General features: G+C 38.8%; 16 protein-coding genes. 15 read left to right on the top strand and 1 reads right to left on the bottom strand.

What is annotated here, in order from left to right; all coding sequences use genetic code 11:
• The first annotated feature begins 16 nt into the window (after positions 1 to 16).
• The 12 genes from PQ456_RS22575 to PQ456_RS22520 all read left to right on the top strand — a co-directional run bounded on the left by PQ456_RS22575 (position 17) and on the right by PQ456_RS22520 (position 14368).
• Positions 17 to 895, top strand: coding sequence for a ketose-bisphosphate aldolase (locus PQ456_RS22575; protein ID WP_273614244.1), 879 nt, complete (start codon positions 17 to 19; stop codon positions 893 to 895).
• Between the two features lie 15 nt (positions 896 to 910).
• Positions 911 to 2839: a PTS fructose transporter subunit IIABC gene (locus PQ456_RS22570; RefSeq protein WP_273614243.1), complete on the top strand. Its 1929-nt coding sequence runs from the start codon at positions 911 to 913 to the stop codon at positions 2837 to 2839.
• 305 nt (positions 2840 to 3144) lie between these two features.
• A complete protein-coding gene (locus PQ456_RS22565) occupies positions 3145 to 3687 on the top strand; it encodes a PadR family transcriptional regulator (RefSeq protein WP_273614242.1) in 543 nt (180 codons plus the stop codon).
• 80 nt (positions 3688 to 3767) lie between these two features.
• Complete coding sequence (locus tag PQ456_RS22560; RefSeq protein WP_273614241.1) at positions 3768 to 4421, top strand: HlyD family secretion protein; 654 nt, start codon at positions 3768 to 3770, stop codon at positions 4419 to 4421.
• Between the two features lie 14 nt (positions 4422 to 4435).
• Complete coding sequence (locus tag PQ456_RS22555; protein ID WP_273614240.1) at positions 4436 to 5974, top strand: DHA2 family efflux MFS transporter permease subunit; 1539 nt, start codon at positions 4436 to 4438, stop codon at positions 5972 to 5974.
• 53 nt (positions 5975 to 6027) lie between these two features.
• Positions 6028 to 7536, top strand: a complete 1509-nt coding sequence (locus PQ456_RS22550; RefSeq protein ID WP_273614239.1) for an efflux RND transporter periplasmic adaptor subunit — start codon at positions 6028 to 6030, stop codon at positions 7534 to 7536.
• A 172-nt stretch (positions 7537 to 7708) separates the two neighbouring features.
• The gene (locus PQ456_RS22545; protein ID WP_273614238.1) at positions 7709 to 8308 is read left to right on the top strand and encodes a TetR/AcrR family transcriptional regulator; all 600 of its coding nucleotides are present in this window, start codon (positions 7709 to 7711) and stop codon (positions 8306 to 8308) included.
• Positions 8309 to 8558: 250 nt separating this feature from the next.
• Positions 8559 to 9761, top strand: coding sequence for a hypothetical protein (locus PQ456_RS22540; RefSeq protein WP_273614237.1), 1203 nt, complete (start codon positions 8559 to 8561; stop codon positions 9759 to 9761).
• Positions 9754 to 10317 (top strand): HupE/UreJ family protein, encoded by a 564-nt coding sequence (locus tag PQ456_RS22535; protein ID WP_273614236.1) that lies wholly within the window; start codon positions 9754 to 9756, stop codon positions 10315 to 10317. The genes PQ456_RS22540 and PQ456_RS22535 overlap by 8 nt, the downstream gene beginning before the upstream one ends.
• A 439-nt stretch (positions 10318 to 10756) precedes the next feature.
• Positions 10757 to 11134: a hypothetical protein gene (locus tag PQ456_RS22530; protein ID WP_273614235.1), complete on the top strand. Its 378-nt coding sequence runs from the start codon at positions 10757 to 10759 to the stop codon at positions 11132 to 11134.
• Between the two features lie 233 nt (positions 11135 to 11367).
• Positions 11368 to 12264 (top strand): ABC transporter substrate-binding protein, encoded by an 897-nt coding sequence (locus PQ456_RS22525; RefSeq protein ID WP_273614234.1) that lies wholly within the window; start codon positions 11368 to 11370, stop codon positions 12262 to 12264.
• Between the two features lie 451 nt (positions 12265 to 12715).
• On the top strand, positions 12716 to 14368 hold the full coding sequence (locus tag PQ456_RS22520; RefSeq protein WP_273614233.1) for a rhamnogalacturonan lyase B N-terminal domain-containing protein: 1653 nt from the start codon (positions 12716 to 12718) through the stop codon (positions 14366 to 14368).
• A gap of 141 nt (positions 14369 to 14509) precedes the next feature.
• On the opposite strand, the gene PQ456_RS22515 is transcribed toward PQ456_RS22520, so the two are convergent.
• Complete coding sequence (locus tag PQ456_RS22515) at positions 14510 to 14983, bottom strand: hypothetical protein (protein WP_273614232.1); 474 nt, start codon at positions 14981 to 14983, stop codon at positions 14510 to 14512.
• Positions 14984 to 15257: 274 nt separating this feature from the next.
• Here PQ456_RS22515 and PQ456_RS22510 point away from each other — a divergent pair, with 274 nt between their 5' ends.
• The 3 genes from PQ456_RS22510 to PQ456_RS22500 are packed head-to-tail and all read left to right on the top strand — an operon-like array spanning position 15258 to position 16344.
• Positions 15258 to 15419, top strand: coding sequence for a hypothetical protein (locus tag PQ456_RS22510; RefSeq protein WP_273614231.1), 162 nt, complete (start codon positions 15258 to 15260; stop codon positions 15417 to 15419).
• On the top strand, positions 15382 to 15855 hold the full coding sequence (locus tag PQ456_RS22505) for a histidine phosphatase family protein (protein WP_337957885.1): 474 nt from the start codon (positions 15382 to 15384) through the stop codon (positions 15853 to 15855). The genes PQ456_RS22510 and PQ456_RS22505 overlap by 38 nt, the downstream gene beginning before the upstream one ends.
• Positions 15856 to 15885: 30 nt before the next feature.
• Positions 15886 to 16344: a VOC family protein gene (locus PQ456_RS22500; protein WP_273614230.1), complete on the top strand. Its 459-nt coding sequence runs from the start codon at positions 15886 to 15888 to the stop codon at positions 16342 to 16344.
• Positions 16345 to 16350: the final 6 nt, after the last annotated feature.

The raw sequence follows: 16350 nt of genomic DNA, 5'->3' as shown, positions 1-16350 counted from the left end.
CTTAGGAGGAAATGATATGTTAATCAATATGAGAGATTTACTTAAAGTGGCGTATGAAAATAAATTTGCAGTCGGGTCTTTTAATGTAGCGAATAGTGAGTTTGTCAAAGTCGTGATCAATGCCGCAGAAGCGCAAAATTCTCCTGCTATTATGCAGATTCATCCCAATGAAATTGATCTGGTGACAGATAGTTTTGTCGCTTATGTACGTGAAGCCGCATCCAAATCGAAAGTGCCATTTGTTATTCATCTGGATCATGGCGCAAGTATCAAAGATATTACCCGCTCGATTCGTAACGGTTATACCTCTGTCATGATGGATGCTTCGCATTTACCATTTGAAGAAAATATTGCAGCTACTCGTGAAGCTGTAGAACTTGCACATCTGGTGGATGTATCGGTTGAAGGTGAACTGGGTACGATCGGTAGTAATGAAGGTAGCTCCGAAGGTGGAGCAGACGAGATTTTGTATACCAACCCAGATGAAGCTGCGATTTTTGTAGAACAGACAGGTATCGATACACTGGCGGTTGCAGTAGGAACGTCTCATGGTATTTATCCGCAAACGAAAGACCATTCGATCAAAATCGATCGACTCAAACAAATCCATGAAAAAGTAAAAATTCCGTTAGTCTTACATGGTGGATCAGATAATCCAGATGAAGAGATTCGAGAAGCCGTGAAGCATGGTATTGCCAAAATTAACTTATCTACAGATATGAAGCGAGCCTTTTACAATCAATTAAGAAAAACACTGGATGCGAATCCAAATGCGTATGAGCCTGATTTCTTAATGCCTGAAGCGACGCAAGCGGCAACAGAATTGGTGAAGAAAAAAATGGATCTATTCGGATCAACAGGCAAAGCGCCACTTTACAAATTGGGAGAGCTATAAAAGGAGTGATCGATCATGAAGATTTCTAGTGTGTTACAACCGGAAAATATCATATTGGATGTCACAGCTACCACCAAAGCAGAATTGATCGATGAATTGGCGCAAAAGTTAAATGATAATGGTTATTTAAGCGATATGGAGCAATTTAAAAAAGATATCTGGGCGCGTGAAGAACAGGTGCCAACAGAAGTAGGATTTGGTATAGCTATTCCTCATGCCAAGTCCGCAGGTGTAAAAGCCCCGGCGATTATTATGGGGCGATCGCTCAGCGGTATTAATTACAGTACAGAATCATGCAATCTGTTTTTTATGATTGCGGTCGATCAACATTCTTCGTCTGAACATTTGCAGACTTTATCCAAAATTTCGACCTTTTTGATGGATGAATTATTCAGAGCGAAGCTGATTCTGGCTCGTGATCGGGAAGAGATTGTACGATTATTTGAACAAGCAGAAGAACAAGATACAGCCGCTCTGCATAGCCATAAGAAGCATGCAGGCAAAAAAATAGTCGGCGTTACCGGTTGCCCTACCGGGATTGCACATACTTTTATGGCGGCAGAATCATTAAAAAATGCCGCTCAAGAATTAGGCGTACAGATTAAAGTCCAGACCAATGGCTCCACAGGTGTTGAAAATGAGTTAACCGCAGACGATATTGAGCAAGCCGATGGGATTGTAGTCGCTGCTGATGTCAAAGTCGATATGAGTGTATTTGGCGACCGTAAAGTAGTCCAGACTTCAGTCAAAAACGGGATTCATCATGCCAAAGATCTGATTGAAGAAGCGATTGCAGGTAAAGGGGTCGCTCAGAATCAAGGTCAATCCAATCTCAAAGAAGCCAAAGAAAAAACACGTCTCAAACAGCCTAAAATCTACAGCCATATTATGAATGGTGTCTCCTTTATGATTCCATTCGTTGTCGCTGGCGGAATATTGATTGCGCTCTCATTTATGTTCGGCATTCACGCGGCTGATCCTAATAGCCCTGATTATAATGCCTTTGCTGCTTTTCTCAGTACAGCAGGTGGTAGTGCAGCCTTTGCATTAATGGTTCCTGTACTTGCAGGTTATATTGCGTATAGTATTGCAGACCGTCCGGGTCTAGCGCCTGGTATGATTGGCGGAATGTTGGCTACACTTGGCGGATCAGGATTTCTCGGTGGGATGTTAGCTGGATTTATCGCAGGTTATAGTATTTTAGCGATCAAACGATTGGTGAGAGGGATTCCAGACTCTTTGCAAAGTTTATCACCAGTACTGATTTTGCCATTAGTTGGTTCGTTTGTGACCGCTCTGATTATGTACTTTGTCGTCAATACACCGATGGCATGGATTAACGTATCGTTGCAAGGCTGGCTGAATAGCTTAACAGGTACCAATGCGATATTGTTAGGTGCTTTACTTGCAGGTATGATGGCATCCGATATGGGTGGCCCGATTAACAAAACAGCGTCTGCTTTTGGATTGGCGATGTTTGCCAATCAGATTTTTGAACCGTCAGCAGCTCTGATGGTAGGCGGAATGGTTCCACCGCTAGGGATCGCACTAGCGACCACATTATTTAAAAATAAATTCTCGATCGAAGAACGTAATGCAGGCAAAGCTGCTTATGTAATGGGCGCATCTTTTATTACCGAAGCCGCTATTCCTTTTGCCGCTAATGATCCTTTACGGATTATTCCAGCGAATATTATCGGGGCAGCGATCGGTGGCGGAATGTGTATGGCACTGGGCATTTCGCTTCAAGCTCCACATGGAGGAATCTTCGTAATACCGATTGCGGCAAGTAATCCACTACTGTATATCCTATGTATTGCTGTCGGGTCTGTAGTGACTGCTTGTATTATTGGCTTTTTGAAAAAGCCGATGTATAGCGCTACTAAGCAAACCGAAGACAAAGTCGATTCTAATCCAGTATCTCCAACGATCAAATCTGCTTAATGTCAAATATTATATAGATACACAGCTAGCGCAAAGAGTAGAACCTTTTACATCTACGTAAAAGATTCTACTCTTTTTTGTGCATATATTGCCCTATTCATACTCAAATACATTACATACCTAATTAAATGGCTAAAAGTATTGACAGTCTTCAAAAAATTACATAGAATAAATCTGTTCATTACTCTGTACAGAGTAATCTATACAAAGTATATTTTCGGGGGAAAGACATCTACTGTATAAAAATAAGCGACATCAATATGTCTTTTATAAAAAATGAACGTGCAATGAAAGGATGAACTCTATTGTCTTTACAAATTTTTATTTTAGGACGACTTCATGAACAGGATTATCACCCGTACGATATCAAAAAAAGTATTAACAATGCTGGTGAAAATCTAGTTCGCGTAACAGACGGTAATCTGTATTACAATTTCGAAGCCTTACAGAAAAAAGGATATGTTCAAAAAGTAAATACAGTGCAAAACGACAACCGTCCTGAAAAAACCAATTACGCGATTACCGAAAAAGGCAAACAAGCACTCAAAGATATGATTTATAAAAGTTTTAAAAATGCTGATGATGTGCGGTCTTTATTTGCTTCTTTGTTATTTGTGCATTTGGTCGATACGAATAAGCTGATCTATTCCACACTTGAAGTGATTGAGAACATCGAAAAAGAGCTGGCGTACTTAGAAGCGAATGCCGATCATCCGTTGCCGGAATATATTTCACCAGAGCAACAAGAAATGGCCCTTTTTATGAAAGATTACAAATCCGAAAAGCAAAAAGTCGAACTGAAATCTTTTAAAAAATTACTATCTTTATTAGAGCAAAAACAGTCTTGATCTACGGTGTCTTTTGGCGCTGAAGATCAATATGAGAGCTATCAATTATTCAAAACTTTTAGACTGCTGAGGTGGAGTGTGTGAAGAAAAAGATTGTTTTAATCATTTTATTGGTGCTACTGGTAGTAAGCGGTGGAGCGCTCGGTTATTACTATTGGTATCAAGGAAGTCATTTTGTCAAAACAGAAGATGCACGTATCAGTGCAGATCAGTATAAAGTCATGCCTCAGCTAACCGCACGCTTAGATCATATTGATGTAGAAGAAGGCGATATTCTCAAAAAGAATGAACCGATCGCTGAACAAGATGTCTCCGGTCTAGAAGCCAGTGATATTAGCAAATCTGTAGTACGTGCACCGATTGACGGCACTGTACTTAAAGTACAATCCAAAGAACGTGAAATGGGATCACCCAGTGCAGCGATAGCCATTATGGCTGATATGAAAAATCTATACGTCTCTGCCAATATCGAAGAAACAGATATTAACCGTATTAAGCTAGGTGCACGGGTAGATATCACTCTGGATACTATCGAAGGCGAAAGTATTCAAGGGAAAGTTCGTAAAATCGGACAAGCTTCAAATTCGGTATTTTCTGCGATTCCTGCTACCAATACAAGCGGTAACTTTAACAAAGTCACCCAAAGGATTCCGATCGAAATTGCTTTAAATGTACCGGATGGATTGACACTGATTCCCGGCACAAATGTTGAAATAAAAATCTATACACAGTAAAAGGAGGAGTCTCTGTGGCTTCTAATGAAATCGCTGTTGCTCCTTCCTTGGATACCTCATCCAAAGAACGCTGGCTTGCTTTCTTCGCTATTGTTCTTGGTGCTTTTATCGCTGTACTGAATAACAGTCTGATCAATGTAGCTATTCCACAATTAACAACAGATCTAGGATCAACGACCACTCGAATTCAATGGGTGATTACAGGGTATACACTGGCTTCAGGTATTATCGTGCCGATCACCGGATTTATGGAGCGCAAAGTCGGTTATAAAAAATTCCTGATAGGTGCTTTATCAGTGTTTACTCTGGGCACAGCCTTTTGTATTTTTGCATGGAATGATATGTCGCTGATTATTGCTCGTATTATTGCAGGGCTTGGCGGTGGGGTTATTATTCCACTAAGTATGACGATTATTTATAAAATTATTCCGCGTGAGCAAGTAGGGATGGCGATCGGTATTTGGGGAATTTCAGCAATGGCAGCTCCTGCGATCGGGCCTACACTAAGTGGATATTTGATCGAATGGCTTAACTGGCGCTTTCTATTTATCGCCTGTGTGCCGATTGCATTATTCGCTATTCTGATGGTGATTCTGTTGATCAAAGAACCACCCAAAAGTGAACCGATTAAATTCGATATGCTGGGCTTTATATTAGCAGGAACATGTGCAGGTACATTGTTGTATGCATTATCGAATGGCTCTTCTAAAGGATGGACATCTTTTGAAATTGTAGGCTTACTGTTTATCTCTATCTGGTCATTGATCTTTTTGATCGTTGTCGAATCTGGCAAAGACAATGCTGTTATCGATGTATCTTTATTTAAAAATTATAAATTTACGATCAGTGTTATTACCTCTAGCTTTGTCATGATGGGGATGTATGGCGGAACATTTTTGGCTCCTGTATTTTTGCAAAGTGTACAGTCGTACTCGGCGATTGATACCGGCTTGATCTTACTTCCGCAAGCATTAGCGATGGCGATTGTGATGCCATTTGCAGGTAAATTACTCGATAAAGTAGGGATTGTGCCTATAGGGCTAGTCGGCTTGACGTTAACCAGTCTGATGACATTCCATATGTACAGCCTGTCTCCTCAGACTTCTCGTACGTGGTTCGAAACGGTTACAGTGCTACGCGGAATTGGGATCGGAATGTGTCTTATGCCTTTATCTACTGTAGGCATGAATGCTGTTGCACCGGAAAAAGTAGCTAATGCTTCTGCGGCATCCAATCTGATTCGTACAATTGCTGGTTCTATCGCTATTGCGATTTTGACCTTTATTATGCAAAGTCGAACTGCTTTACATGGTCAACATATTGCTGAATCGATTACGACAGATGGTGCACAGACTTTGCAATCTACACTCGGTAGCTCATGGGTATCTTCGTTAACCAGTATGATTTCTCTGGACGCGTACTCACGCGGAATTGCCGATACATTTGTGATCTCGTCGATTCCACTATTTTGCTCGATTCCGTTAATTTTGTTGTTTATCAGCAAACGCAAACCGAAAGCACCGAAAGAAGAAGTTATTTTAGCCAAAGCCTAAGGTGACAACAGATAAATATGTTCAGGAACGTTTTTATAGAAAGGAAAGAAGCGATGAAAATCAAAAAGTGGGAAGTTACAGCCGCCGCCTTAATAGTAAGTAGTATGATGTTAGCAGGTTGTTCTAGTGGTGAACCGGTTCAAGCGATGAATGTCACTGTCAAAGTCAGTCAGGCGCAAAAAGGATTGATCGGACAAGGTGAAATCTATACAGGCACAGTCACCCCTTCAGAGACAGTAAATATTATGCCCAAAATATCAGGTAAAGTCTCGGCTATCTCTGTGGATATCGGAACAGAAGTGAAAAAAGGGCAGGTCTTATTCAAATTAGAGGACGACGATCTTCGTAACAATCTCAAAATTGCTCAATCGAATGTAGAAGCGGCAGCAGCAGGAGTGACCACTGCTAAAGATTCACGTGAATCCGGAATGGTCTCTGCCAATTCAGGTGTAGTCAGTTCTAAAGGTGGCGTTATTTCATCCAAAAGCGCGATTGATCAAGCGACAGGCGGAATGAATCAAGCGCAAGCAGGAGTCAATCAAGCTCAAACAGCGCTCAAGCAAGCACAGACTGCTATCTCTACAGCAACCAATACGATTAAGCAGACTCAAGAAAATGTAACTACTGCGCAAAAAACAGCATCACGTACGCAATCATTATTCAATAACGGTCTAGCGACACAAGCAGAATTAGAACAGGTAACTGCTGCTGTCGTTACCGCCCAGACTGCTTATCAAAATGCTCTAAATACCAAAGCCAATGCAGAAGAACAATTAGTCGCTGCTCAAAATGCTTTAGGTACTGCGCAAAAAGGCTTATCCACTGCTCAAAGTGCATATGAAAATGCAACCAGCAGTTATGAGAATGCCAATAGCGGTTACAGTAATGCTCAACGTCAACTGGATGTGGCTCAAAGTACAGCAGGTATCTCGGCAAGCGAGCAAAAAGTAGCGCAAGCTCGATTGAATGTCAATATCGCTCAAGATAATCTCAAAAATGCAGTAGTCACTTCACCGATTAACGGCATCATTACTACCAAAAATGCAGAAACCGGTGAAATGGTCGCTCCTTCTGCGCCTTCGCTTGTGATTGCAAATCTTAGTACAGTGAATATGTTGATCTATGTACCGGCAGATCAGATCAATCGTATCCAAGCAGGAGATCGTGTACAGGTGCGTGTAGCTTCATCCAATATTTTGACAACAGGTAAAGTGAAAAATATTAACTCTATCGATAGCAGTGGAAATGGTTATCCTGTTCAAGTAGCTGTCTCCAACGCAGATAATAAGCTCAAACCGGGGATGTTGGCGGATGTAAGCTTTATCGGTAAAGATGCCAAAGAAGGCATTATCGTACCTACCAAAGCAATTCAAAAAGACGGTAACACTTCTTATGTCTATGTAGCTGTCAATAACAAAGCGATTCGTAAAGAAGTAAAAGTAGGCAGTGAAGTAGGTTCTCAGACGTTGATTACCAGCGGGTTAAAAGATGGCGATAAAGTTATTCAAAATAATATAGCGCTTCTTAGTGATCAAGGTGCTGTTACAGTAAGTGGAGATTAAACTGTTCAGTATATTTAATTAGTTCTAAAAACCGTTCTATCTTTGTATAGAGCGGTTTTTTACTGTGTAATTGTATAAAATAGATAGTAATGAATCTTTTATATGTCTAATCTTCAGTCATTTCCTATTTACATGGCTAGACTTATACCACCAAGGATGGGGAGAATGCATGGTGAATGTCAATGATTTACGTGTGGTACGAACACAAAGTTGGCTACGAGAAGCATTGATCAAATTAATAGATCAAGTAGGATTCGATGCGGTAACTGTACAAAGTCTAACCCGCGAAGCAGGGATTAATCGAGCTACTTTTTATCAACATTACCGGGATAAATACGATCTATTAGAAAAAAGTATGACTGATATGTTAACTTCACTCCAAGCTGAAGTGAAAGTAAGTGATATGAAAAAAGTACAATTAGATATTCACTCGTTAGAAGCTTTATTTTTGCGTGTACTTACGATTATTTCTCGTCATCAGCTTTATTTTAAAGTAATGCTTGGAGATAAAGGGTTGCCTTCTTTTCAATCTCAACTTATCCAGTTAATCAAAGCTAATCTTTATGAAGTGATCGGGCAACACTTTTCTTCTAATCCTCAACAACAGATGATGCAAGATATAGCTATTACGTATGTAGCAACAGCTAATGTAGGGTTACTTACACAATGGTTAACAGGTGTAATGCCTTATTCAGCCGAATTTATGGCTACTCAAATGGCGCATCTTTTTGTGGAAGGGCCACTACAAACTTTACAACAGACTTCAACTTAATCCTTTTTCAGACAACAGTCACTTCTATCAATGAAGTGGCTTTTTTTTGTGCTGGTGATCGTCACTATTATCAGTATTGTGCGTAATTCCAGAGAAAATCATCACTGTACGATAAAGTGTAGGTTAAGCAACAATTCTAACGGTATTGTTTGTTGAATATAGGCGTCAGATTGCTACAATTTAAGCAACAACATGTTGTTTATTTACTTCAGATATAGATCACATTTTGAGGGGAGATAGGTGATAAAAGGTGGACACTTCCAATAGTAAAAGTTTGCTGACCGTTATTTCGATATCTGTTACCTTGTCAGTCTTATTATTGATTCATGTAGGATGGGGAATAAGTGTAGAATATGGGCTGGTAACTGGATTTGCTTTGGTAGGATGGCTAACTTACTCCTATCGCTCAGCTCCTCGTATGGATTCACTTTTACCTGTCTATATCATCTGTATCGTATTGCTAATAGCACTGAATACGCTTCGTTATACATCGATGTATGCAAGTTTTATAGCAATACATTATTCAGCAGGATTTGCTAATGGTTTTGTAGTGAGTCATACCCATTGGTTTATCTGGATGGTTGGATTACCTGTTGTGATTTTGTTATTTGGTGGTTATTTTTTGAGCAAAGGCTATATAGTCGGTGCATTTTTTGCATGGTGGGGATATGCGTATGTGGCTGTGGAATCAGTGATTCAACTGATTGTAGAATTAGGGCACTATTCGTTATATATGCATCATTATTTCGGCGGAGTCTGGGTAGCAATGTTATTATTTTATCTAGGAAGTACAGGGATACTGAAGCTTATTCGACCACAAGAACAAGCTGTACATCATGAATCGATACAACCACTAAGTCGACGTAAAAAAAATCTATGGACGATTTTGATTGTAACTTGTATTGCGATCTATGGGATGACTTTTTATACGCAAACAGGTAGCTTATTACCAGTAGGTGTGATTATCGGTTCTATGATGGGTGGATTGGTCTGCTGGCGCAAAACAACTTCGTATCTACCGGCTGATCCATATACAGTAGTACCGCTATATTTATTGTTACAAGCTCTTTTTTATATTCATGTTGGAGAAGAAGTACTGACTCATTTTAATCAAGGCATCACATCGATTACCGGACAGACATGGACAGATCGAGATTTCGATTATTTGATTACTTTGATAGGCCCATTTTTCTGGATATTGGGTGCGTATAGTCTATGGAAAAGACAAGCATTTGGCAATTTTATTTTGTGGTTTATGATTGTAGGTATGATTCTAGGGGAACCTACACATTTGCTTGTATTTCCTATCGTACGAATGGTGCAAGAAGGAGTAGGATATGAGTATTTCTCAGGCATGTATACGTCGCTGTTTCCGATGATCCCTGCGATTCTAAGTTTGATCGTAAGTGTAAAAGATCGTCTAAAGCAAAAAGAGATGATGTCACATGATTAGAATTATAGTGCTTGTACTGATATTAGGAGGACTCTATACAAATATTGCCGATGCACATGGATTTGGGGGCAGTGGTTTTTTGCATCCATTAACAGGGGTGGATCATCTGGTAGCGATGCTTGCTGTTGGAGTATGGAGCGCGCAGATTGGTGGCAAAGCGATCTATATCGTGCCATCTTGCTTTGTCTTGATGATGTTGCTAGGTGGTGTAGTTGGATTAGAGGGATGGCTATGGTCACATCTGGAAGTGTATATTGCTTGTTCTGTGTGTTTGTTAGGATTAGCGATTGTCTGGAATCGCCAACAGTCCGTATGGATTGCAAGTTGTGGAGTCGCTCTTTTCGGATTTGCACATGGTTACGCACATGGGCTTGAAATTCCTCTACTGCTCAGTCCAGCCGTCTACATTACTGGGTTCTTAATCACCACGATTGGCTTACATGTGATCGGAGCTGTAGGAGGTTTATTAATATTGGAAGAACCCAAAGGAGCTATCCGGTTACGAGTAATAGGGATAGTGATTTTAATCGTAGGACTGAAACTGATTTTCTTTTGAAAAACATAGAAAATATTTTAAGGAACAGACATTGCAGTTAAAGAGGTGGGTATAGTATCTGTTATTATTAAATACATGTAACAAGAATTAAATATACGGAGGTTAAATGAAAACAAAATGGTATTTGCGACCAATAGTTATTATTGTATTATCGATTGTAGTTCCCCCAATAGGATATATAAATATATTTCTTAATAAAAAGAATATTGATGCTACAGAATGGATAGGCTATCTAGCGATATCCACAATATTTACAGCTTTATGGATGACAAAATTTTTGCCTTATGAGATACGAATACTAGCTATTCTAATCGTAGTCATTTTGGGAATATATTTGCTAAGTAAGAAATGAAGATAACTATAATAGGCACATAGATGGAGGTATATATTGAAACCAAACTATATAGATCTGGGGTTAAGTTATCCGTTGAGTAACTAGTTGAGAGCAGAAATCGAACGTCAATTAGTAAAGAATTTGAATTTTTATCATATTCAAAAGGATATCTATAAATTCGATTGGTCAGATAGTTGTATAGAAGGAAAAATGACTACATATATGGGTGAACCGCTAGATAATTTTTCAGGGATTGCGGTGTTTGACCAAAATGATCAGAGGATTGCAGATGGTTGGCTCGACTATATTCATGAAGAAAATTTTCTTTTGATATATTGGGATTTCCTTGATAGTTATACAAATGAGCAGATTACAATCTTAAAGTCTATATGTGGAATACCTTTACATATTTTTGATCAGATTCCTGATCAGTTCAAAGAGAAATATAGAAAAGAACTGCTCAACAATATAAATGACGATTAGAATGAGCTACAATTATCGATTATGATACAGAACAAGTGTGATATGTATAGAGTTACATGATAACAATCATTTCCATTGACAACGAATAGAAGCTACTATAAAATTCAACCTAATTGATAATAATTATCAATTAGGTTGTTTGAGTATATAGATGAGTACACAGATTAATTCTATATACATTACAATATGTCAATCGTTCCACAGAGAGAAATAAACACATAAAGGGGTTAAGTATGAAAAAGTGGATAGGGTTAACACTAGGAATTTGTATGATCTGGATACTGAGTGCTTGTGGGTCAGCACCAGCAGTGACTGAAACAACAAGCACAACAGAAGCTACAGAGAACAAAAAGATTGCTTCGATTTCTATTTTTCTAACAGGTGATCTGATGGCATTGGGTATTAAACCTGCGGCAACAACAACAAGCGATTATTTACCGATTACAGGGGAGCAATATCAAGGGATACAGTATTTAGGATTTACCAAAGAACCGGATATGGAAGCATTGATCGGATTACAACCGGATGAGATTTTTATAGATGCTGAATTTGCAGATAAGCATGGATTAGATAAATTTGAGCAGATAGCTACTACACATGTGATTAATTTGGATGAAGGAAGATGGCAAGATCACTTACGCACAATCGCCCAAATCGTAGATCGCACAGAGAACGCAAAATCATTTATTACTGCTTACGAAGCCAAAGCAAAAGAAGTCAGTACGCGATTCCAACAAAAGATTGGCAATGGTAAAGTGTTAGCGATGCGTGTATCAGCAAAAGGATTCCGTATCTATGGTATGGATCGCCCGCTTGGCCCTATTTTGTTTGAAGATTTGAAATTAACCCCTTCTCCCAACGTCACCACCATCGATAAGAACTGGGAAAATATCTCCAAAGAAATCTTACCTGATTTGGATGCAGATGCGATCTTTGTACTGGTCTCTTCGGTAGACGAAGGCAGTGATCAAGTATTTGAAAAGCTACAATCCGATCCAATCTGGTTAGGTCTCAAAGCTGTTAAAAACAAACAAATCTATATGATCACAGAGCAACCATGGTTAGACTATTCTGCTTCAGGTAATCTACAAGCGTTAGAACAGTTGGAAAAGATGTTAGATGAGAAGTGATTTATCTGTTATCCAGATCATAGATGTACAGTAAGCAGACAGACAATTATCAGTCATAGAAGAGCAGATATATAAGCACCATATAATCTACACAAAGAAAAGCCTTCGTTGTAAGCATGAAGGCTTTTTTATGTTTTAATTAATGAATCCAAATTACTATTTTAAATGATGATCTAAAATTTTTACTATACCTCGTTTATCTATAATATTTAGACAATAATTACCTCTACTATACAAAGCAGATGAAAAAACAGAGTTACCGTATAACAATTCCGAAAATCCATTCAAAACGATGGTAACTTCATATAATATATAGAAAATTACTTTTTATTCCTTATTATACTAATAAATGATAATCACTAAACATCGCCCTTTGAGAGTAATGTCCTGTCGTTCAGTTTTTTGTAAGCGTTATCAAAATGACTTCTATTCTAATAATGGAGGGATAATGATGAACAAAGTTGAATCGCAAGCAAGACAATGGGGATGGCGCCAATGGTTGATGCTGTGGATTGTAGTGATATTGATAGGTGTATCGAGTGTATTTCCTACTTCTACCGGACATGCCGCGGCTATCGGTGTAACAGACAATGGATCAACGATTGTTGTCAATACAGGCGCAGGGCTAGTCTATACCGTAAACAAAGACAATGGAGATATTACATCTAGCAAAATGAATGGAATCGAATTAAGTAGCTCCGCAGGCAAAGGTTCTCATATCAGTTCTGGTCTGGGATCAGGGGCAGACGTCACATGGAATACATCTCCATCCGGTGCCACAGTGACCATTATTACCAAAACAAGCACGTTAACACACTATTATGTCTCACGTAGTGGCGAAAATATTATTTATATGGCGACATATATTACAGCAGAGCCTTCTGTCGGAGAATTGCGTTATATTTTCAGAGGAAATGGCAATGTATTAACAGGTGTTCCTGCCAATTCGAATATCCGCAACAATACAGGAGCGATTGAAAGTCAGGATGTGTTTGGATTATCTAACGGTCAGACCGTATCCAAATATTTTGGCAACGATCAGGCGAAAGATTTGAGCATTCGCGGTGTGACTGGTAATGGGGTAGGTGTATTTATGGCGTATGGCAATCGGGAGAAAAGTTCAGGAGGTCCTTTCTTTCGAGATATTCAATTTCAAAGTGGTGGAGATACCGAAGTCTACAACTATATGAACTCCGGTCATGAGCAGACAGAAGATTGGCGACTTGGTCTACATGGGCCTTATGCGCTGATCTTTACTACAGGGTCAACGCCAAGTGTACCAGACTTTAGCTGGATGTCTGGACTGGGATTAACAGGTTGGGTATCCAGTCGTGGAACAGTTGTATTGAATGGACTATCTGGCATGGTGAGTGGTTCGCCGTATACTATCGGATTTGCAAATGATAATGCTCAATACTGGACAACAGCATCATCGAGTGGAGCCGCTGTCCGTCGCGATATGATCCCTGGCACATATACCATGACCGTCTACAAAGGCGAGTTAGGTGTCTATAAAGAAAGTGTCAATGTCACCGCAGGTAACACAACAACGATCAATACAAGAACCATTTCAGGTGATCCTGCAAGCAAACCAGCACTATGGCGTATCGGCACATGGGATGGCACACCGCTAGAATTCTTGAATGGACAGACTATTGCTGTTCGTCATCCATCGGATAGTCGTAATGCAAGTTGGGGCCCTGTGACGTATGCCGTCGGTGGAGCAACCAATAAGTTCCCTGCGATTCAATTTAGAGGGCAAAATTCACCAACTAAGATCACATTTAATCTAACAGCCGCTCAAGCGTCTTTACCACATGTGCTGAATATCGGAATTACAGCGGCATACAATAATGGTCGTCCTAGTGTGACTGTGAACAACACCATATTAAGTAATCCAGCAGCCTCGACACAACCGAATTCACGTAGCTTTACGATTGGAACCTATCGTGGCAACAACACTACATTTTCATGGACGATCCCCGCTTCCGCTCTAGTAGAAGGCACCAATACAATCTCGCTCACTCCGATTAGCGGTTCAAGCGATCTTGGAAATTGGCTTAGTGCAGGATGGGTATATGATGCGGTGGAGTTGTTGAATTGAGGCATGAAAGTAGATATATAAATGATTAAAAAGCGGCTTTAAGTTCGTAATAGAACTTGAAGCCGCTTTTTGATGATAATATGATATTAGATAGAGTTTAGTAGCTATATTTATTTCAAAGTAAGATCTCATTTAGTCTAATTATTTAGGTGTTGAGCTGAGTTGCCCGTAAGCAATGCCATTCATGTTGTTACCATTCGATCTATATTGAATAGTATACTTTCCTGAATCTAACCCTTTCGGATAAGTGGTACTGCTGTTCCAAGTCCATATTTTATTTGGCTTTACTTGATCTACAAGAATTTCTTTTCCTGTTTCATTATTTACAAGACTAAAAGTAATTATTAATTTACTTTTGTTTATTATTTTCAATTGAAAAAAGTTGTGTTCAGCATCGATTGAAAAGTTTGATGTAGGATTTTTGCCTGCAAGTATAGTTTCAAATGAAAGTTGATCAGATGTTTGATGATCTTGAGTTTCTGGATTAAATGCTTTTTTATCAGTGATCGATTGATGATTTGAATTTGATATTTGATTTGTACTATCGTGTGAATTACAAGCAGATACACAGAATAATGTTATAGATAATAGGAAAATTAACTTGCTAGATTTCATATAATATACCTTCTTTTTTCTATAAAATAGTTACTTCGTTTCTTAGATATATGTATTACAACTATGTCCTCCTTTGCTAAAATGATATTAATAAGATATATGTAAGTGTTCTTTACTAATATTCTCATTAGTAAACATATATTTCATCGTACCATATATTCTTTCAATATCTTAAATGCATGAGATATGTTTTCATTTATTAATTCTTCTTCAGATTATCTAGAACAAAGAATGTTTTAGAATACATGCAATAATAGGATAAGGAGAAGTGAAGATGACTAATCTATTTTATATTGTTAGACATGCGATCAAAGAAAAGTTGATCGGTGATGTAGACATTACTGCTCAAGGTATCATAGAAGCTAAAAAAAACAGCACATTATTTTCAACTATTAAATATCAATCAAATCTATTCAAGCCTTCTTCAAAGAGCTAAACATACCGCTCATATTATTAGTGATTCTATATACATACCGGTTATAGAAGATTTTCGATTGCGTGAGCGTGCTAATTGGGGAGATATACCTGATCAAACATTTGATGAGTTTGTTGCTCTGTGGGATAAATGTACTCAAGAAAGAGACTATGTGCCATCTCAAGGAGATTCTGCTAGAATGGCAGGAGATCGATTAGCTTTGTGTTTATCTGATATATCATTCAAATATCCTGAAAGTTCTACTATTATTGTGACACATGGAGGTTTGATTACTGATTTTCTAATAAATGTGATAAGTGAAAGTGAACTAGATCAAGTGCATCCTAATTTTATTCATCTACAAACATGCCTTGTTAAAGAATGTTCGATTACAATCGTATCTTTTGAAAAAGATCACTTTACATTAATCGATTTTGCTAATACATCACATCTGTAATATTTGCTTATATAGAGAGGAGATTTTTAAATGATACAAGGAATTTTTGAAACGCATATTAATGTGAGTGACTACCAGAGATCCGCAGCATTTTATGAGAAATTGTTACATATCACTCCGCTCCATCATGATCCTTTTCGCAAATCGAAGTTTTATTGGGTAGGTAAGCCGGGAGAGGCGATGCTTGGAATTCGGGAAAATTATCCGTCGCCACTTGTGCAAAGACAGCATTTTGCTTTTCGTATTAAGCTCGAAGATATGCCACAAGCTCGTAGTTATCTGGAGGGCTTGGGTATTGAGACGACGAACTTTTTTGGAGAAAGTGCTGAACAGTTATCGGTATTTCCATTTATGCCTGCGGTCTCAATTTATTTTGCAGATCCAGATGGTCATTCGGTCGAGTTACTAGCGATGTTAGAAGATGAGCCTAGAGCCGATCTGGAAATCATGTCCTGGCAAGAATGGGAGACACTTCATGGCAGAGAGTAGGCATCT

Source organism: Paenibacillus kyungheensis, from assembly GCF_028606985.1.
GTDB lineage: Bacteria > Bacillota > Bacilli > Paenibacillales > Paenibacillaceae > Saccharibacillus > Saccharibacillus kyungheensis.
This window is presented reverse-complemented; position numbering and strand designations above follow the sequence as displayed.